Here is a 20,091-nt window from a genome sequence, read left to right as displayed (position 1 = left end):
GGGAATTAAGCGAATGCTCGCACCTGCTGTCTTCAGTACAAATGTTTTATTTAAACAACAAAATAGATTATATAAAATGTATCTATATTTGTCAATTGGTAAAAAATTACTTAACTGTTACAGATGAAGGATCAACCTTCACGCCAGGTCCCATAGTTGAAGTAACTGTTACATTCTTCATATATGTTCCCTTTGCAGCTGCAGGTTTAACTTTAACCATTGTTTCGAACACAGTTTTGAAGTTCTCAACAAGCTTTTCGTTTTCGAAAGATGATTTACCGATAGGTACGTGGATGTTTCCAGCTTTATCTACACGGTACTCAACTTTACCTGCTTTAATTTCGTTAATAGCTCTAGTTACATCAAATGTTACTGTACCTGTTTTAGGGTTTGGCATTAAACCTTTTGGTCCTAAAGTACGACCAAGTTTACCCACTTCACCCATCATGTCAGGAGTTGCAACGATTACGTCAAAATCAAACCAACCTTGTTGGATTTTAGTGATGTATTCTGCATCGCCAACATAATCTGCACCAGCAGCTTCTGCTTCTTTCACTTTTTCACCCTTCGCGAATACTAAAACGCGTTGAGTTTTACCAGTTCCGTTTGGAAGTACTACTGCACCACGGATTTGCTGGTCAGCTTTCTTAGGGTCTACACCTAAACGGAATGCAACTTCAAGTGTTGCATCAAATTTAGCATAATTAGTTTGCTTTGCAAGTTCGATTGCTTCAGCAACTGGATAAGCTTTTGTGTTATCAACAAGCTTAGCAGCTTCTAAATACTTCTTACCTTTTTTAGCCATTTTTATTTCCTCCTAGATTGTGGTTTTAACGTTTAATAACTCCCACCTATAAAAGCGGAGGCGCCTTGTCCAGCCCCGACAGGCATAAGACGAGCCGGCTAGAAGGTTGTTCTTTACCTTCTGGACGGATTGACTTATGACCCCGAGGGGCTAGGCGCCGCAGCTTGCCACGAATAAAGGTTGCGCAATTACGCAACCCCCTTCATTACAAAAACAGTTTGCATGGATTAGTCTTCGATAACGATTCCCATGCTGCGAGCAGTACCTTCAACCATGCGCATTGCTGCTTCAACGCTTGCAGCGTTTAGGTCAGGCATTTTCTGTTCCGCAATCTCGCGTACTGTATTACGCTTAACTGTTGCTACCTTATTACGGTTTGGTTCACCAGAACCAGACTGGATTCCAGCTGCTACTTTCAAAAGAACTGCAGCAGGAGGAGTTTTCGTAATAAATGTAAATGAACGGTCTTCAAAAACCGTGATTTCAACAGGAATGATTAATCCAGCTTGATCTGCTGTACGAGCGTTAAATTCTTTACAGAATCCCATAATATTAACACCGGCTTGACCTAATGCAGGTCCAACTGGTGGTGCAGGATTCGCTTTCCCAGCAGGGATTTGTAATTTAACAACTTTAATTACTTTTTTAGCCACGAGACACACCTCCTTAAAGTCCGTGATGTGGTAATAGGGTTTTTGCCCTCCCACTCAGGTATCTGTCTTTATATAAAGATAAAGATCTTATCAAAAGTCTAGTCTCACAAGAGACATACTGACCTATGAAATATTACCACTTTTTAAAAATGATTTCAAGTTTTTTTCAAATTACTATTAATAATTCTTTAATTTACAACTTATCAATCTGTGTAAATTCTAGTTCTACCGGGGTATCCCGGCCAAACATATTAACGAGAACTTTAAGTTTTGCCTTGTCTTTATCCATTTCTTCTACTGTTCCTGTAAAGTTCATAAATGGACCTTCTTTTACCCGAACTGTTTCGCCAATTTCATAGTTTACATCGATGCGCTTCTCATCAACGCCCATGCGTTTTAGGATGACAACTACTTCTTCAGGCAGAAGTGGAGTTGGTTTAGATCCTGCTCCAGCAGAACCAACAAATCCAGTTACACCTGGAGTATTCCGGACAACATACCACGAATCATCTGTCATGACGATTTCAACAAGTACATAGCCTGGAAATACTTTTCTTTTCACTACTTTCGTTTTTCCATTTTTTATTTCTGTCTCTTCTTCTTCAGGCACTACTACACGGAAGATTTTATCCGTCATACCCATTGATTCAACACGTTTTTCTAGATTTGCTTTGACCTTATTTTCATAACCTGAGTAAGTATGTAAAACATACCAATTTTTTTCCATTCAAGAGGACTAAACGTCCATCCCTCCCCGTACTTTTATAAAAAAATTTATTTGGCTAGCTCCAGCGCCTAGGGGTCATAAGCCAATCCGACAAGAAGGATAAAGAACAAACTTTATGCCGGCTCGTCTTACGCCTGCCGCCCCTAGGAAAAATAGAACTACATTTTCCTTATTCAAGGCGCTTCCGCTTTTCGTTCTAGACAAATGAAAAAACCCGTCAGACGGGCTTTACATAAATAACTGCTTTATTATTCACCATTATACCATGAAATACCTTTTATTATTCAAGGATAACTCGAATCAATTCCGAAATTCCTAAATCGACTACTCCAAAAAATATTGCAAAAAAAGCAACTGTTGTAATAACAGTAATGGTATAGCGAGTTAGTTCCTTGCGTTTCGGCCAACTAACTTTTCTCATTTCACGTAAAACATCACTGAAGAATTTCTTTAAGCGTAGCATATCTGTAACCCTCCAACTATCGGAATAACATTGCTTGTATGAATAAAAATTATTTTGTTTCTCGGTGGATTGTATGGGTGGCGCATGTTTTGCAATATTTTTTTAATTCCAATCGTTCTGATTGTAACTGATTTGCATTCGTAGTGTAATTACGTGACCCACAGTCAGCACATGCCAGAATAATCTTTTTACTCATAATTCGACACCTTCAATATCCATCTTTTATATCTTTAAAAATGTAACATGACCCCTAATTATTGTCAACAGCATGCGCGTGCGTGTTCATTCAAATGTCACCGTTTTCAAAAATCAGAGACTAAATTCCCTAATTTCTAAATACCGTTCTAATTTTCTCTTTACACGCTGGAGAGCATTATCAATTGATTTAACATGACGATTCAGTTCTTCTGAAATCTCTTGATAGGATTGCCCATCTAGATATAATGCCAAAACCTTACGTTCTAAATCGCTCAATAATTCAGTCATTTTCACTTCTATGTGATCGAATTCTTCTTGATTAATAATCAGTTCCTCAGGGTCAAGAACCTTCGTACCAGAAAGGACATCCATTAATGTGCGGTCGGATTCTTCATCATAGATAGGTTTATCCAATGATACATAGGAATTTAATGGTATGTGCTTTTGTCTTGTTGCTGTCTTAATGGCAGTGATAATTTGCCGAGTGATACATAGTTCAGCAAACGCCTTAAAGGAAGTCAGCTTGTCCTCGCGAAAGTCACGTATTGCCTTATATAGGCCAATCATTCCCTCTTGAACAATATCTTCTTTATCTGCACCAATTAGGAAGTAGGACCTTGCCTTTGCACGTACAAAATTTCGATATTTGTGGATTAAATAATCCAAAGCCTCACTATTACCTTGGTGCACTAGATCTACAATTCCCTCGTCTTCCATTGATAAAAATAGCTGGTTGCTTTTTTCCCCGAAGTCTGTACTCAATTAAGATCCCCCTCCACCGAACAAGCATAGATAGTATTATTATACTGTCGAAAACTTTTGAACGTCAACGCTTACTTTTGACCTCTGCGCCATTTTTCAAAAATTTCTGCCACTTCACTGCTAATTGGTATTTTTGAGACTGGCCTTTTTTCTTGAATTTTTTTCACCTTTTTCTCGATTCCCTTTTCGACTGAGGACATCTCTATAAGTAACTCCCGTGCAGACTTCCTTAGTGCTCCTTGGCCGAAAATAGCCCATTGCTCTGTATAATCCGAGGTAGCAACATGAATTTGAGTCCTCCGGTTATTTAAAGCAATGGCTAATTTCTCAATTCGCTCATCCGCTGTTTCGTTTTCTTTTGTAAAAATAACCTCTACTTTATGGTTACTATACTTCTTTTCAGTTCCTTGCACATAGTAGGCGTCAAAAACAACAATGACCCGATAACCTGAATATGCTTGGTATTCTGCCATCCGTTCTACTAAACGGTCCCTTGCTGCTGGTAAATCATGGTCCTTTAATGACCTTAACTCAGGCCAAGCCCCAATTATGTTATATCCATCGACGAGCAAAATGTCCATTGCTATCCCTCAAGAGGATGCCGCCTGCGGTATACCTCATACATTAATAACGCTGCTGCAACAGAAGCATTTAATGATGTTACCTTTCCAGCCATCGGCAGGTTGATGAGGAAATCACATTTATCTCTAACAAGACGTCCCATCCCTTTTCCTTCGCTCCCAATTACCAGACCTAACGGCATCGTACCATCTAATTGACGATAATCTTGTTTTCCACTTGCATCAGTACCGGCAATCCAAACACCGCGCTCCTTTAATTCATCAATGGTTCTCGCCATATTGGTAACACGGACTACCGGGATATGTTCTATTGCACCTGTTGAGGCTTTTGCGACCGTAGCCGTTAAACCAACTGCTCTTCTTTTTGGAATAATAATTCCATGTGCGCCTACTGCGTCTGCCGTACGCATGATTGACCCTAGATTATGAGGATCCTCAATTTCATCCAATAATAAAAAGAATGGAGTCTCGTTCTTCTTTTCTGCAGCTGCAAATAAATCATCCATCTCTGCATATTGGTAGGCTGCAACGTAAGCAAGAACTCCCTGATGATTTTCATCAGATATCTGGTCAATTTTTTTCTTTGGGACAAATTGAACGATAACATTTGCTTCTTTTGCTAATTGAATTAATTGCTGCATTTGACCACGTTGGGAGGATTCTGCAATCAATATTTTGTTGATATCTCTTTCCGACCTTAGAGCTTCCATAACTGGGTTTTTACCAATGATATAATCCTGGTTTTCGTTCACTCGCTTTTTCCTCCTTTCTTTTCTTCCACATGTTCAAAGGACTTTAAGATAAGTTCTTCAAGTCGTTCCGTTCTCTCTGTTAAATATAAAAATCCTAATAATGCTTCAAATGCGGTGCTGTAATGGTAGGTTTGGACGTCTGTGTTTTTTGGCACCGTACCTGATTTAGCATTACGTCCGCGCTTAACTACCGCCAACTCCTCCTCTGTAAGGAGGTTTTCATCCATCATTCGAAATAACACTTGGCATTGCGCCTTTGCGGAAACATAGGTTGTCCCTTCACGGTGAAGACTGTTAGGCTTTACCTTCCCGCTTTGCAGGAGGTGACGTCTGACATAAATCTCATAGACAGCATCACCCAAGTAAGCTAGTGCAAGACTGTTCAATTGATTAGCGTTTACTTTTTCTTGATAATCAAGCATGAATTAGCCTCTTTTCCATCTTGTACCCTGCGGAGTATCTTCTAAAATAATATTCATTTCCTTTAGTTGATCTCTAATTTGGTCAGACAGCTGAAAATTACGGTCTTTGCGAGCTTGAATTCTTTTTTCTATTAAGGCATCTATTTCTTCATCTAACATTTCTGTCGTTTGCTCAAGCGTCAGACCTAAGACATTAAATAACTCATCAAATTGTTTGGTAAATGTATCAATTACTTCTACCGCAGTGTTCTTTTCCAATAGATAGTAGTTAGCCAGCTTCGAAAGGTCAAACAAAACAGAAATAGCTTTTGCCGTATTGAAATCATCATCCATTGCTTTTGTAAACTCATCCTGAATGGCTGCTATTTTATCTAGCCATTCCTGATTATTATTTGTTAAATCTGTACTAGATTCCTTACGATGTTTTAAATTTTGATAAGAGGTTGTTAAGCGTTCAAAGGCAGCCTTTGTGCTTTCAAGTAACTCCTCACTATAGTTGATAGGATTGCGGTAATGAACCGAAAGCATAAAAAATCTCAACACTTGTGGATTGTGCGCCTTTATAATGTCATGGACAAGAACAAAGTTCCCAAGCGATTTTGACATCTTTTCATTGTCAATATTGATATATCCGTTATGCATCCAGTAGCGGGAAAAGGTCTTTCCGGATAGTGCCTCCGATTGAGCAATTTCATTTTCATGGTGCGGGAAGGTTAAATCTTGACCGCCAGCATGGATATCAATCGTGTCACCCAGGTATTTTTTCGCCATTGCCGAGCACTCAATATGCCAGCCTGGACGCCCTATTCCCCAAGGGCTTTCCCAAAAGATTTCCCCTTCTTTTGCAGCTTTCCATAATGCAAAGTCCAGATCATCCTGCTTCTTCTCACCAATTTCAATTCTTGCTCCAATTTGCAGGTCATCAATAGATTGATGAGAGAGTTTACCGTAGTCATTAAAGCTTCTTGTTCTGAAATAGACATCACCTTCTGATTCATAGGCAAAACCTTTTTCAATAAGCTGTGAAATAAAATCAATGATAATATCCATATTTTCCATTACCCGTGGGTGAACATCCGCTTGTTTGCAGCCTAATGCTGACACATCTTCAAAATACGCTTGAATGAAACGATCCGCGATAGCAGGGACATCCACCCCAAGTTGATTTGCAGCACGGATTAATTTATCATCCACATCTGTAAAATTGGAAACATATTGTATATCATAGCCACGGTATTCAAAATAACGACGAACCGTATCAAAAACAATAGCCGGTCGTGCATTACCGATATGAATATAATTATAGACAGTCGGTCCGCAAACATACATTTTAACTTTCCCTTCCTCAAGGGGGATGAACTCTTCTTTTCTTCTGGTTAATGTATTATAAAGCTGAATGGCCATTTACTTTAGTCCTTTCTTTTTTCAATTCAATTAACTCTTCTCTCAAATCACTCAATTCTATTTGCATTTCCCTTAGTCGATCTGCAATTGGGTCAGGAAGGTTACAATGGTCTAAGTCTCTCGTTATTCTCTTGCCGTCCTGAATTACTACCCTTCCTGGAACACCTACAACCGTTGAATTAGGCGGTACTTCCTTTAAGACGACAGAGCCTGCACCAATCTTCGAATTTTCCCCAATGGTGATTGAGCCTAGCACCTTAGCACCTGTTGCAATTAACGCATTATCCTTTATCGTTGGATGACGTTTACCCTTTTCTTTTCCAGTTCCACCTAGTGTCACACCTTGAAACACTGTTACATTATCACCAATTTCACAAGTTTCTCCGATAACAACGCCCATTCCGTGATCTATAAAAAATCTCCTGCCTATTTTTGCACCCGGATGGATTTCAATACCTGTGAAAAAGCGACTAATCTGAGAAATTACCCTTGCAAGAAAATATAATTTCCGTTTAAAAAATGCATGGGCAATACGGTGTGCCCAAATCGCGTGTAAGCCCGAGTACGTTAGGACAACCTCTAGGTAGGTTCTCGCTGCAGGATCTTGTTCAAAAACAACCTCAATATCCTCCCTCATCCTTTTGAACATTTTTTCATTTCCCCCTTATTGTTTATAAAACATTAGCTTTACCCTAAGATAGTCTCCTCTACGTTGTTCCCCTTTGTCTTTTTTGAAAAATAAAAAACGCCCCTGTCATAACGACAGAGACGCTTTGGCGCGGTTCCACTCTGATTAGACCTAAGCTGCTTTACATACAGCTTACATTGGTCTCACTCTACCTGTTAACGGAAAGGTTCCGCCCATATCTACACAGATGTAACATCTTTCGAAATGGGACTCAGAGGTGCATTTTCAAACATGAGAGGCTTAAACCACTTTCAGCCGATGATGGTTTTCTCTTTAAAGCGTCATATTCTACTTTTCCTCTTCAACACTTTTTCTTATCAAGAGTATATATCCATTACTATATTACATATTTGTTCAAATGTTAACCAATAATTTTTTGAATTCTATTTAGAACTTTTCCTTTTCCTAAAAGTTCAATAGCCTGAGGTAAATCTGGACCATGTGTTTGACCTGAAACAGCTGCACGAATCGGCATAAACAAATTTTTTCCCTTTTGACCGGTGGATTTTTGAACTGCCTTCATCGCCGCTTTAATTTCACCGGCTTTAAAGTTGTCTAGTTTCTCTAGCTCCTCAGCAAAAGCCTTAAGTACTTCAGGAACTGTTTCTCCTGTTAATACTTCCTTAGCATCCTCTTCGTATTCTGCCTCTTCTTTAAAAAACATATCCGAAAGCTCAACAATCTCTGCACCGAAGCTCATTTTTTCCTGTAACAAACTAACTAAACCTCTTGCCCACTCATGCTCTTCATCCGTCAAGCTCTCACTTAACACTCCAGCTTTTACTAGATGTGGCATGGATAGCTCCAATACTCGATCAACCTCTATCTTCTTCATATATTGATTGTTCATCCATGTCAGCTTATTTGTATCAAATAAAGCCGGGGATTTTGATAAGCGATTGGCATCGAAAATTTCAATAAAGTCCTCTTTAGAGTATAGCTCCTCTTCACCTGTTGGTGACCAGCCTAGTAATGTAATAAAGTTAAACAAAGCCTCTGGCAGATAGCCTAATTCTTCATATTGTTCGATAAATTGAATAATAGATTCATCCCGTTTGCTTAACTTCTTTCTGCTTTCATTCACGATTAGTGTCATGTGACCAAAAATCGGCGGCTCCCAGCCTAAGGCTTCATATACCATTAACTGCTTAGGCGTGTTGGATATATGGTCATCTCCACGAAGGACATGCGAAATTTTCATTAAGTAATCATCAACCGTTACCGCAAAATTATAAGTTGGCGTTCCATCCTTTTTGATGATGACCCAATCGCCCATTCCTTCCGACTCAAAGGAAACAGTCCCTTTTACCATATCCTCGAAGGTGTAAGTTTTCCCTTCTGGTACGATGATTCGAATACTCGGCTCGCGGCCTTCACTTTCTAATTTTGCACGTTCCTCAGCAGTTAGATGACGGCACTTTCCAGAATATTGAGGAGTTTCGCCTCTTTCAGTCTGCTCTTCCCGTTCTGCTGCGATTTCTGCTTCTGTACAATAACATTTATAGGCATGACCATTTTCTAATAATTGATTGTAGTAGGTTTGATAAATATCATTTCTCTCTGACTGTCGATAAGGTCCATATTCACCGCCGACATCCACACTTTCATCCCAATCCATACCCAGCCATTTAAGGTATTTTAATTGGCTTTCTTCTCCGCCAGCAATATTCCGCTTCTTATCTGTATCTTCAATCCGGATAATAAATTTACCACCCTGATTGCGTGCAAACAAATAATTAAATAATGCAGTACGGGCATTCCCAATATGTAAATGTCCAGTAGGACTTGGAGCATACCTTACACGAACTTCATTTGACATCATTATGCCTCCGTATACCGTTGATTTTCTATATCTGATTTATTTTACCATTGTGTATTTCAGCAATAAAGAATTTAATTCCTTTTTAGTAAAACTACCGCTTGTGAGGCAATTCCTTCACCACGGCCAGTAAAGCCTAGCTTTTCTGTCGTTGTCGCCTTCACATTGATTTGTTCAGGAGAAGCATTAAGTAATTCAGCAATTCTCACTTTCATTTGCTGAATATAGGGTGCCATTTTAGGCTTTTGTGCGATGATTGTACAATCTGCATTAACAAGCTCATATCCTCTATCTTTGACAAGCTGCCACACATGCTCCATCAATTTAGCTGAATCTGCATCTTTAAAGTTTGGATCTGTATCAGGAAAATGCCTGCCAATATCACCTTCTCCAATAGCTCCAAGACATGCATCCGCTACCGTATGTAATAAAACATCTGCATCTGAGTGTCCCAGCAGTCCTTTTTCATATGGGATGGTAATGCCGCCAATAATCAGCGGTCGACCCTCCGTTAATTGATGTACATCAAAGCCTTGTCCAATACGAAACATATTCAAAAACTCCCTTGTCTTTTCTGTAAAATTGCTTGTGCAAAAAATAGATCTTCCTGTGTCGTAAGCTTGATATTATCATAATCCCCCTCGACCATTGTAACTGGATAAGAGATTCGCTCTACCAAACTAGAATCATCCGTACCGATAAATTCATCCTTTTCTGCCTGTTCGTATGCCTTATACAATAGGGAAAAACGAAAAGCTTGTGGGGTTTGTACAGCCCACAAGCTAGACCTTTCGACAGTTGCCATTACTACGTTATCACGTACTGTTTTCATGGTATCTTTTGCTGGCACTCCAATGATTGCTGCACCTGTTTCTTGTGCTGTATCTAGTAATCGGTGAATATGTTCCTTGAGAATAAAAGGACGAGCCGCATCATGAACAAGAATTATCCCATCAGTCTTTACTGTCTTCAAGGCATTATAAATGCTATCCTGACGCTCTTTCCCTCCTGGAACTAATTCAAGCACCTTCTTCACTCCATGCTCCTTCAAAAGGGAATTAAATTCAGCTTCGTCCTGTGGGTGAATGGCTAAGATTATTCCATCACATAGCTCATCTTCCTCAAAAACCTTTAGTGAATGAATGAATACAGGAATACTATTTAACTCTAATAAAAGCTTATTTTTCCCTGCGCCCATCCTCTTCCCTTGACCTGCAGCAGGTATAATGACTTGATAAGCCATAATAAATCTCCAATCTATTCTTTCTAGCTTCCTAGTGCGCTTTTTTCCAGTAACTTTGGTTTTGCAAATATCATTCTTCCTGCTGATGTCTGAAGAACACTCGTAACCAGAACGTCTATTCTCTTTCCGATATATTCTCTGCCCTCTTCCACAACAATCATCGTTCCATCATCAAGATAGGCTACACCTTGGTGATATTCCTTACCATCCTTAATCACCTGTACGGATAACTCCTCACCAGGCAATACTACTGGTTTAACTGCATTGGCTAAATCATTAATATTTAATACAGAAACGTTCTGTAATTCACATACTTTATTAAGATTAAAGTCATTCGTAACAAGCATGCCATTCGTGATCTTAGCTAGTTTCACCAGCTTGCTGTCTACTTCTTGAATTTCATCAAAATCGCCTTCATAAATTTCTACTTTAATCGCAAGTTCCTTTTGAATTCGATTTAAAATATCCAAGCCACGTCTCCCGCGGTTTCGCTTTAACACATCAGATGAATCAGCAATATGCTGTAATTCCTCTAGTACAAAGCGAGGAATGACAATCGTTCCTTCTAAAAATCCTGTTTGGCAAATATCTGCTACGCGGCCATCAATAATTACACTCGTATCGAGGATCTTTAGTGATTGTCCCTCAGACTTTTCCGCATCCTCTTCACCGGACTTCTTCTTCCCGCGGCTGCCAAAGAGATTTAATAACTCATCCCTTTTCTTAAATCCAACCTGAAATCCTAGGTATCCAAATAATAATGTCAGCAAAATAGGCGCGACAGCATTAAGAATAGGTACTTGAACAGCATTTAGAGCAAAACCAATTAAAAAGGCTACTAATAAACCAAAAATTAATCCTATACTGCCAAAAATCACATCTGTTACAGGGATTTTCACCAGTGAATCTTCCGCCCATTTAATAAACTCCAGTACATAATCTACTGCCCAAAAAGTAATAAGATAGAAAATAATTGCACCTATAATAGCCGTTGCATATGAGTTACTGATTATTGGAATGTCATCAAATTTTATTAATTTTAGTAATTGCGGGATCAATAATATTCCAAGCGTACCTCCGGTAATGAGAAAACATGCTTGCACAATACGTTTTAACATTCCTTCACCTCCTCTACTCATTATAAACATATTCCCAAAATTGAAACCTTTGTTTATTGATTATTTTTAGCAAACGGTAAGTTTTAAAACCTGAAAATAAACTTTATATATTTTCATTCATAGGGTAGCACTGGGAAAAATCTCTGTCAATCAATTGTAAACATGCTGTTTATCTATATAAACTCTATATTTGACGTTCCGTATATAATCGCTCTTTGATTAATTTTAAGCCTTCTTTAATTTTTTTTGCACGGATTTCGCCAATTCCCTCCACATCATCTAATTCTTCAACAGTGGCTGAAATAATTTTTGAAAACCCGCCAAAGCTTGTAATGATATTTTCAATGATAACAATCGGCAGGCGGGGGATTTTATTAAGTATCCGATAACCTCTTGGTTGTTTATTTTCATCTAGCGGTATATAACCTTGATAACCCATTAATTTCAAGATGGCGATATCCTCTAATGCCCCATTGCTCGTTAAAACCTGCATTCGTTTGAGGACATCCCTCGCCTTGACATTGCGATCAAACGAATAATCCTTGATGATATTAGATGTCTCTTCTTCTAAATCTGTCAAAATTTCATTCATCTGCAGGCGAATAAGCCTGCCCTCTGTACCTAATTCATTTAAGTAGGTTATAAGTTCATTTTTAATTTTAAGAACCATTTCAAATCGGTGAAGGACCAGAAGAAAATCATTAAAGGTAACAGATTCTTCAAACTCTAGGATACTTAAACTGGCAATACTCCGCCCAAGTACTTCTTTATACTTTTCGAGCATTTGAATGGCCTGATTCGCCTTCGTTAAGATCACAGATATATCTTTAAGCGCATAACGAAAATTCCCTTGATATAGGGTTATCACGTTTCTCCTTTGAGAAATAGCTATAACAAGTGCCTTCGTCTGCCTAGCCACTCTTTCAGCAGTTCGATGCCGCATCCCTGTTTCCGAGGCAGAAATTTCAGAGTCCGGAACCAGTTGGGCATTCGCAAAAAGTATAGTATTACCTAGTTCATTAAGGATGATTGCACCGTCCATTTTTGCTAACTCATAAAGGTAACTTGGCGAAAAAGGGCAATTTATTTGAAAACCGCCATCTACAATACTTTTGACCTTATCATTGTAACCAACAACAATAAGCCCGCCTGTATTCGCCCTTAATACATTATCAATTCCTTCACGAATTGGTGTACCAGGGGCAAGAAATTGTAAAACTTCACTTACGGTTTGTTCACCCAGCTTTCTATTATCCATGTATTACACTCCCAACGCTGCTTTTAAAGCTTCAGCTACAGTGGACACGCCGATGAGTTCTACACCTTTCGGACCTTGCCAGCCGCTTAAATTATTGGCAGGCAGTATAACCCGTTCAAAACCCAGCTTCGCGGCTTCCTGCACTCGCTGTTCAATTCTAGAGACACGTCTTACTTCTCCCGTTAATCCCACCTCGCCAATAATACAATCCGTTGCTCTTGTTGGTTTGTCACGGAAGCTTGAAGCGATACTTACGGCAATCGCTAAATCAATGGCTGGCTCATCCAGCTTGACTCCCCCTGCCACCTTAAGATAGGCATCTTGATTTTGAAGTAATAGCCCCATTCTCTTTTCTAAGACTGCCATTAATAAAGGAACTCGATTATGATCAATCCCCGTTGCCATTCTCCTTGGATTTCCAAAGCTTGTCGGAGAAATTAGAGCTTGGATTTCTACAAGTACTGGACGGGTGCCTTCCATTGAGGCGACCACCGTTGATCCAGCAGCACCTTGCGATCTCTCTTCGAGGAAAATTTCTGAAGGATTTGCCACTTCATCAAGTCCAAATTCTTTCATTTCAAAAATACCCATTTCATTGGTTGATCCAAAACGATTCTTTACTGCCCGTAGAATCCGGTAGGTATGGTGCCTTTCCCCTTCAAAATAGAGTACGGTATCTACCATATGCTCAAGCAGCCTTGGTCCTGCAATAGAACCTTCTTTTGTTACATGACCAACAATAAAAATTGCGATGCCCTTTGTTTTCCCTATTCTCATTAATTCTGAGGTACACTCACGAACCTGTGAAACACTCCCAGGCGCAGAGGTTACTTCCGGATGAAAAACAGTTTGAATTGAATCAATTATAACAAAGCTTGGATTAGTCTCTTCAATGGTTCGATTGATTTCTTCCAAATTGGTCTCCGAATAGACGAGGAGATTCTCAGATTTTATCCCAAGTCTTTCAGCACGAAGCTTCGTCTGCCTCAAAGATTCCTCACCGGATATGTATAAGACCTGATTCCCTTTATTCGCAAGCTGTGATGATACCTGTAACAACAGCGTTGATTTTCCAATACCAGGATCTCCACCGATTAATACCAGCGATCCCTTAACCACTCCGCCGCCTAACACACGATTTAGCTCATTCATATCAGTAAGAATCCTCGGTTCAGTCAATGTTTCAATAGCTGTAATAGGTGTTGGTTTAGTTAATAGTGTAGACCCACCTTGAGAATGAGCGAAGGCTCCTCTACGATTCCCGCCAGTTACTTCAACTTCCTCCACCATTTTGTTCCATGCTCCGCAGCCTGGACATTTTCCCATCCACTTCGGAGATTCATACCCACAGTCCTGACACATAAACTTCGTCTTTCGTTTTGCCATATCTATCTACTCCTGACTATAAATACAAAAAGAGGTACACGGTCAAACTAGTATCGTGTACCTCTTTTTGTTGTTCGGAAAAAAATAGGTTTATTTAGCTAGAGGCGTTTTTTCAGCCGTTTTAACTAAGAATTCACCATTATCAACATCAATTATAACATGCTGACCTGTTAATACTGTACCTCTTAACAGTTCTTCAGAGAGACGGTCTTCAATATGCTTTTGAATAGCCCTGCGTAATGGACGTGCACCGTACTCTGGGTCGTAGCCTTCTACAGAGATTTTACCCTTTGCGGCTTCCGTTAATTCTAGAGAAATATGCTGCTCTTTTAGACGTTTTACCAGCTGATCAGACAACAGTGTAACAATTTCTTCTAAATGCTTTCTCTCTAATGCATGGAAGACAATAATTTCATCAATACGGTTTAAGAATTCTGGACGGAAGGCTTTTTTCAATTCTTCCATGACCTTGCCCTTCATATCCTTATAATTCTGTTCTCCATCTTGAATATTAAAGCCAACATACTTGTTACGTTTTAATGCTTCTGCTCCCACGTTTGAAGTCATAATGAGCACTGTATTGCGGAAATCGACAGTTCTGCCTTTAGAATCCGTCAAGCGGCCATCTTCAAGGACTTGCAATAATATATTAAACACATCAGGATGTGCCTTTTCAATTTCATCAAGCAGAATTACAGAGTATGGCTTTCTTCTTACCTTTTCAGTTAGTTGGCCGCCTTCTTCATATCCAACATATCCTGGAGGAGATCCAACCAAACGAGAAGTAGAGTGCTTCTCCATATATTCAGACATATCGATGCGAATCATAGCATCCTCATCACCAAACATCGCCTCAGCAAGCGCCCTAGCCAATTCGGTTTTCCCTACACCAGTAGGACCAAGGAAAACAAAAGAGCCAATTGGACGTTTTGGATCCTTTAAGCCTGCTCTTGCCCGGCGTACTGCTTTTGACACAGCCTTAACCGCTTCCTCCTGTCCAATCACACGGGAATGTAAGAGTTCTTCTAAATTAAGCAATTTTGTCGTTTCTGTTTGAGCAAGCTTCGAGACAGGAATTCCCGTCCAGCTTGAAACCACACTTGCAATATCCTCAACGGTAACCTCACTATTTTCTTTTCCTTGCTTTTCTTTCCACGTTTTCTTAGTCTCTTCTAGCTGCTCACGAAGACGCTGTTCTGTATCTCTTAGAGAGGCAGCCTTCTCAAACTCTTGGCTCTGAACTGCCGCATCCTTTTCTTTACGGACCTCTTCAAGCTTCACTTCTAACTCTTTTAAATTTGGAGGCGTCGTATAAGAACGTAAGCGAACCTTTGAACCTGCTTCATCAATTAAGTCAATCGCTTTATCTGGAAGGAAACGGTCAGAAATATAGCGATCAGACAACTTTACAGCTGCTTCAATTGCCTCGTCTGTAATGGAAACGCGGTGATGGGCTTCATAACGATCACGAAGACCTTCTAATATCCGGACGGACTCTTCAGCCGTTGGTTCATCTACACGGATTGGCTGGAAGCGTCGTTCTAACGCCGCATCTTTTTCAATATATTTTCGATATTCATCAAGAGTGGTTGCACCGATACATTGTAACTCTCCACGGGCAAGGGATGGTTTTAAGATGTTTGAAGCGTCAATAGCGCCTTCTGCTCCCCCTGCTCCAATTAATGTGTGTAACTCATCAATAAAGAGAATGATATTACCAGCTTGGCGGATTTCATCCATTACCTTTTTTAAACGATCTTCAAATTCACCACGATATTTAGTACCAGCTACTACTGTTCCCATATCTAAAGTCATAACCCGCTTATCACGGAGAATTTCTGGAACTTCATTATTCACAATTTGCTGTGCAAGACCTTCAGCAATCGCTGTTTTACCTACACCTGGTTCACCAATTAATACTGGGTTGTTTTTTGTACGGCGGCTTAATACCTCTATAACCCGCTGGATTTCCTTACTTCTTCCAATAACCGGATCTAAACTTCCTTCTCTAGCAATTGCAGTCAGATCTCTAGCAAGGCTGTCAAGGGTTGGAGTATTCGCACTTACAGATGCCCCTCCCTGGTGCCCGCCTGACTCATTACTTCCTAGTAATTGCAATACCTGTTGACGTGCTTTATTTAAGCTTACTCCAAGATTATTTAGAACTCTTGCAGCAACACCTTCTCCTTCACGAATTAGGCCGAGCAGTATATGCTCAGTTCCAACATAGGAATGGCCTAATTTTCGTGCTTCATCCATTGATAATTCGATTACCTTTTTTGCCCTTGGGGTATAGTGAATCGTTTGGGATGCTTCCTGCCCTTTCCCGATTAACGATTCTACTTCCTTTTGGATTTTTTCTGCACCTAATCCAAGTCCATAAAGTGCTTTGGCAGCAATGCCCTCTCCCTCACGGACTAAACCTAGTAGGATATGCTCAGTCCCAATATTGTTGTGTCCAAGTCTGATTGCTTCCTCTTGTGCTAAAGCTAATACCTTCTGAGCTCTTTCAGTAAAACGGCCGAACATCATATTCCATTCCTCCTCACCTTTTATCTTGCTCCATTTTTAGTCGCTCTCGAATTAAAGCTGCTCGTCTTATATCTCTTTCATTTGCTCTTAAATGCCCGCCTGCGTACTGCTGCAGGAAACCAGGCTGTGTTAATATCATTAATTCATTTAATATATTCTTAGGCAAATGATCAATATAACCCATATCAATTCCTAGGCGAACATCAGATAGGCATTTTGCAGCCTCTTTTGTTTCAATAATCCTGCAATTGGATAATACACCATAAGATCGAAACACTCTGTCTTCTAATTGTATGTTCGAAGTTTTGCGTAATGCTTCACGAGCGGACCTTTCTTGTGAAATTAACTGACTTACTACACCTTTAAGGTCACGACAGATATCTTCTTCAGATTTTCCTAGAGTAATTTGATTGGAGATTTGAAATATATTTCCGAGCGCTTCACTCCCCTCGCCATAGATTCCTCTAACAACTAATCCCAGTTGGTTGATTGCTGGAATGATACGATTGATTTGCTGGGTCAAGATAAGGCCCGGCAAATGCATCATGACAGATGCCCGAAGACCCGTACCCACATTTGTGGGGCAGCTTGTTAGATAACCGTGTTTTTCATCGAACCCAAAGTGAATGTGGCTTTCAAGCCAATCATCTACCTCATTCGCTGCCTCCAACGCCTCCGTTAGCTGAAGTCCAGGAAACAAACATTGAATACGAATGTGGTCCTCTTCATTTATCATAATACTAACTTCTTCGTTTTCGGTTAATAGAACGGCTCCATATGGTGAATCTTCTGCTAAATTAGGGCTAATCAAATGCTTTTCTACTAAAACCCTTTTTTGAAGAGGCTGTATTTCATCAATTTTTAGTAGTTCCATTTGTCCAAACTTTGTAAAATTTGATTCTTGCAGTATATCTTCCATTTTTTTAATAATGGACTTTGCTTCTGCGTGTGAAAATAATGTTGGAAATTTAAAGTTTTCAAAGTTTCGGGCTAAACGGATTCGGGAACTAAGGACAATATCTGAATCAGGTCCCTCCTCGCTCATCCACGAGCTGACTGCTTGATTGATAAAGCGTTCAAGCGACACGTTATTCCCCTCCCTTACGGCTGCCTGGTAAGCCTTTTTCGAGTGTACGAATTTCATCTCGAATCTGAGCAGCCTTTTCAAATTCCTCTTGTTGAATTAACTCTTTTAATTCACTTTTAAGATTTTCAACTTGCTTTTTAAGGTGAATACTTCCACCGATTCTCTTTGGTATTTTACCGCTATGGGCCCAATTACCACTATGAAGCCGCTTTAAGACCGGCGGCAGCTGTTCCTTAAAGGTTTCATAGCAATGTGCACATCCGAAACGCCCCACTTTAATAAATTGTGGAAACGTCATCGAACAACCACTACACTGAAGAACTTCTTCCTGATGAAAGGTATTTTGATTTTGCTTTTGAACAGTCGAATCGATATTTAATAAACCTGCTAATAGGTTATTAAAGGTAAAGCCGGATCCTCCTGTAAACATGAACATCTCGCCCTTTTCTTGGGCACATTTTTCACAAAGATTTACTTCGGTTTTTTCACCGTTGATGATCTTTGTAAAATGGAGTGCAGCAGGTCTTTGATTACATTCCTGGCAAATCATCTTTCATTTCACCTCTCTAGCTGGTATATATTATTTATATTTCAATGATGTTAACATCGCTTTCAACATTCTTGCTCTTAATTCATCTCGGAATGGAAGATCAATATAGAGGACAGAACGATCAATAACACTAAGCATAATTTTTGCTTCTCGTTTTGTGATTATCTCCTCATGTACAAGTCTATAAATAACATCTTCTGCCGTAGATTGTGCAATACGTTTATCAAAGAGTGACAGTAAATGATCAATTAGGTCAACTAAATCATGGGACTGAACCTTCATGATTCGGATGTACCCTCCTCCTCCACGTTTACTTTCTACGATATATCCTCGTTCAATGGTAAAGCGCGTATTAATGACGTAATTGATTTGTGAAGGGACACATTGAAATTTGTCAGCTATTTCACTTCGCTTTATTTCAACATGCTCCAGTTCACTCATTTCTAACACTTGCTTCAAATACCTTTCAATAATATCGGAGATGTTTCTCATCTTCGCACCCCCTGACTTTGACTATATTTGACTTTAATTATACTGAAAATTTTATGTAGTTGCAAACAACATGCTACTAATGATTTTCTCCATATTTCGCAGACGTGAAACCTGTTAAATTTGTTTTTAGGAAATTAGTTGGGTTGGATAGTACCTAAATAGGGGCTTTGGTTACCCTGAGTGCTAGAAAGTTTGTGCGGAGGGAATCAAAATGATGTTTTGGTTACCTTGTGTACCAAAAATCCTTTGATGAAGGAATCAAAGAGTGGCTTTGATTCTTCTTTTTATAAAAAAGGTCTATTCAAGGGATTCACTTTGGAGAATTTCCCAAAGGTTAGAAAATGAATTATTCGTTACCATTTTCTTTAAAAGTATCCTACCATTGGCACGAATGGCTGCTATTCGTTACCGTTTTTTCAAAATGTGTCACCGTATGGGCACGAATAACTCCTATTTATTACCGTTTTCCTCCAGAAGTACCACCGCAGTGAGATTATTGTCCTTTCGGACAATACAAAAAGCACAACCCTATTAAGGTTGTGCTTTTTTTTGCCTGGCAACGTCCTACTCTCACAGGGACAAAGTCCCAACTACCATCGGCGCTGAGAAGCTTAACTTCCGTGTTCGGTATGGGAACGGGTGTGACCTTCTCGCCATTGCTGCCAGACTATTTTGTTGAGGTATCATTCCCTCAAAACTAGATAATTTCAGAAGAAGTTGTAAAACGAGTTCGCCTTTAAAAATTGGTTAAGTCCTCGAACGATTAGTATCAGTCAGCTCCACATGTTACCACGCTTCCACCTCTGACCTATCAACCTGATCATCTTTCAGGGTTCTTACTAGCTTGACGCTATGGGAAATCTCATCTTGAGGGGGGCTTCATGCTTAGATGCTTTCAGCACTTATCCCGTCCGCACATAGCTACCCAGCGATGCCTTTGGCAAGACAACTGGTACACCAGCGGTGCGTCCATCCCGGTCCTCTCGTACTAAGGACAGCTCCTCTCAAATTTCCTGCGCCCACGACGGATAGGGACCGAACTGTCTCACGACGTTCTGAACCCAGCTCGCGTACCGCTTTAATGGGCGAACAGCCCAACCCTTGGGACCGACTACAGCCCCAGGATGCGATGAGCCGACATCGAGGTGCCA

21 protein-coding genes, 2 rRNA genes and 2 other annotated features (2 of these 25 running past the window's edge) are annotated in these 20,091 nt (G+C 39.9%); all 23 genes read right to left on the bottom strand.

What is annotated here, in order from left to right; translation table 11 throughout:
* Positions 1–54 (bottom strand) — a sequence feature (ribosomal protein L10 leader region) (it extends 93 nt beyond the left edge of the window).
* 52 nt (positions 55–106) lie between these two features.
* A complete protein-coding gene (gene rplA, locus QNH48_RS00745) occupies positions 107–805 on the bottom strand; it encodes a 50S ribosomal protein L1 (RefSeq protein ID WP_095250633.1) in 699 nt (232 codons plus the stop codon).
* A gap of 227 nt (positions 806–1,032) precedes the next feature.
* Positions 1,033–1,458: a 50S ribosomal protein L11 gene (rplK, locus tag QNH48_RS00740; RefSeq protein WP_026565509.1), complete on the bottom strand. Its 426-nt coding sequence runs from the start codon at positions 1,456–1,458 to the stop codon at positions 1,033–1,035.
* 193 nt (positions 1,459–1,651) lie between these two features.
* Positions 1,652–2,185, bottom strand: coding sequence for a transcription termination/antitermination protein NusG (nusG, locus tag QNH48_RS00735; RefSeq protein WP_283953391.1), 534 nt, complete (start codon positions 2,183–2,185; stop codon positions 1,652–1,654).
* 280 nt (positions 2,186–2,465) lie between these two features.
* A complete protein-coding gene (secE, locus tag QNH48_RS00730; RefSeq protein WP_283953390.1) occupies positions 2,466–2,648 on the bottom strand; it encodes a preprotein translocase subunit SecE in 183 nt (60 codons plus the stop codon).
* 49 nt (positions 2,649–2,697) lie between these two features.
* Positions 2,698–2,844 carry a 50S ribosomal protein L33 gene (gene rpmG / locus QNH48_RS00725; protein ID WP_095250636.1) on the bottom strand — a complete coding sequence of 49 codons (147 nt, stop codon included), beginning with the start codon at positions 2,842–2,844 and terminating at the stop codon, positions 2,698–2,700.
* 113 nt (positions 2,845–2,957) lie between these two features.
* Positions 2,958–3,608: an RNA polymerase sporulation sigma factor SigH gene (gene sigH / locus QNH48_RS00720; protein ID WP_283953389.1), complete on the bottom strand. Its 651-nt coding sequence runs from the start codon at positions 3,606–3,608 to the stop codon at positions 2,958–2,960.
* Between the two features lie 71 nt (positions 3,609–3,679).
* Positions 3,680–4,189 carry an NYN domain-containing protein gene (locus QNH48_RS00715; RefSeq protein ID WP_283953388.1) on the bottom strand — a complete coding sequence of 170 codons (510 nt, stop codon included), beginning with the start codon at positions 4,187–4,189 and terminating at the stop codon, positions 3,680–3,682.
* Positions 4,190–4,191: 2 nt separating this feature from the next.
* Entirely contained in the window at positions 4,192–4,941 is a 750-nt protein-coding gene (gene rlmB / locus QNH48_RS00710; RefSeq protein WP_283953387.1) for a 23S rRNA (guanosine(2251)-2'-O)-methyltransferase RlmB, read from the bottom strand.
* Entirely contained in the window at positions 4,938–5,363 is a 426-nt protein-coding gene (locus QNH48_RS00705; protein ID WP_283953386.1) for a Mini-ribonuclease 3, read from the bottom strand. The genes rlmB and QNH48_RS00705 overlap by 4 nt, the downstream gene beginning before the upstream one ends.
* 3 nt (positions 5,364–5,366) lie before the next feature.
* A complete protein-coding gene (cysS, locus tag QNH48_RS00700; protein WP_283953385.1) occupies positions 5,367–6,767 on the bottom strand; it encodes a cysteine--tRNA ligase in 1,401 nt (466 codons plus the stop codon).
* Positions 6,748–7,416 (bottom strand): serine O-acetyltransferase, encoded by a 669-nt coding sequence (gene cysE, locus QNH48_RS00695; RefSeq protein ID WP_283953384.1) that lies wholly within the window; start codon positions 7,414–7,416, stop codon positions 6,748–6,750. Before cysE ends, cysS begins: the two co-directional genes overlap by 20 nt.
* 112 nt (positions 7,417–7,528) lie before the next feature.
* Positions 7,529–7,769 (bottom strand) — a binding site (T-box leader).
* 47 nt (positions 7,770–7,816) lie between these two features.
* A complete protein-coding gene (gltX, locus tag QNH48_RS00690) occupies positions 7,817–9,274 on the bottom strand; it encodes a glutamate--tRNA ligase (protein WP_283955643.1) in 1,458 nt (485 codons plus the stop codon).
* Between the two features lie 74 nt (positions 9,275–9,348).
* Positions 9,349–9,825: a 2-C-methyl-D-erythritol 2,4-cyclodiphosphate synthase gene (gene ispF, locus QNH48_RS00685; RefSeq protein ID WP_283953383.1), complete on the bottom strand. Its 477-nt coding sequence runs from the start codon at positions 9,823–9,825 to the stop codon at positions 9,349–9,351.
* 2 nt (positions 9,826–9,827) lie between these two features.
* The gene (gene ispD / locus QNH48_RS00680) at positions 9,828–10,517 is read right to left on the bottom strand and encodes a 2-C-methyl-D-erythritol 4-phosphate cytidylyltransferase (protein ID WP_283953382.1); all 690 of its coding nucleotides are present in this window, start codon (positions 10,515–10,517) and stop codon (positions 9,828–9,830) included.
* Positions 10,518–10,540: 23 nt separating this feature from the next.
* Positions 10,541–11,635, bottom strand: a complete 1,095-nt coding sequence (locus QNH48_RS00675; protein ID WP_283953381.1) for a PIN/TRAM domain-containing protein — start codon at positions 11,633–11,635, stop codon at positions 10,541–10,543.
* Positions 11,636–11,819: 184 nt separating this feature from the next.
* A complete protein-coding gene (gene disA, locus QNH48_RS00670) occupies positions 11,820–12,893 on the bottom strand; it encodes a DNA integrity scanning diadenylate cyclase DisA (RefSeq protein WP_283953380.1) in 1,074 nt (357 codons plus the stop codon).
* Positions 12,894–12,896: 3 nt separating this feature from the next.
* Entirely contained in the window at positions 12,897–14,279 is a 1,383-nt protein-coding gene (radA, locus tag QNH48_RS00665) for a DNA repair protein RadA (RefSeq protein WP_283953379.1), read from the bottom strand.
* 90 nt (positions 14,280–14,369) lie between these two features.
* Entirely contained in the window at positions 14,370–16,811 is a 2,442-nt protein-coding gene (gene clpC, locus QNH48_RS00660) for an ATP-dependent protease ATP-binding subunit ClpC (RefSeq protein WP_283953378.1), read from the bottom strand.
* A gap of 13 nt (positions 16,812–16,824) precedes the next feature.
* Positions 16,825–17,898, bottom strand: a complete 1,074-nt coding sequence (gene mcsB, locus QNH48_RS00655) for a protein-arginine kinase McsB (RefSeq protein WP_283953377.1) — start codon at positions 17,896–17,898, stop codon at positions 16,825–16,827.
* 1 nt (position 17,899) lies between these two features.
* The gene (mcsA, locus tag QNH48_RS00650; protein ID WP_283953376.1) at positions 17,900–18,448 is read right to left on the bottom strand and encodes a protein-arginine kinase activator protein McsA; all 549 of its coding nucleotides are present in this window, start codon (positions 18,446–18,448) and stop codon (positions 17,900–17,902) included.
* A gap of 30 nt (positions 18,449–18,478) precedes the next feature.
* Positions 18,479–18,940, bottom strand: a complete 462-nt coding sequence (locus QNH48_RS00645) for a CtsR family transcriptional regulator (protein ID WP_283953375.1) — start codon at positions 18,938–18,940, stop codon at positions 18,479–18,481.
* 551 nt (positions 18,941–19,491) lie between these two features.
* Positions 19,492–19,607: ribosomal RNA gene (rrf, locus tag QNH48_RS00640) — 5S ribosomal RNA — on the bottom strand.
* Between the two features lie 76 nt (positions 19,608–19,683).
* Positions 19,684–20,091 (bottom strand): 23S ribosomal RNA (locus QNH48_RS00635) (it continues 2,530 nt past the right edge of the window).

The sequence above is a fragment of the Neobacillus sp. YX16 genome (assembly GCF_030123505.1).
Classification (GTDB): domain Bacteria; phylum Bacillota; class Bacilli; order Bacillales; family Cytobacillaceae; genus Neobacillus.
This window is presented reverse-complemented; position numbering and strand designations above follow the sequence as displayed.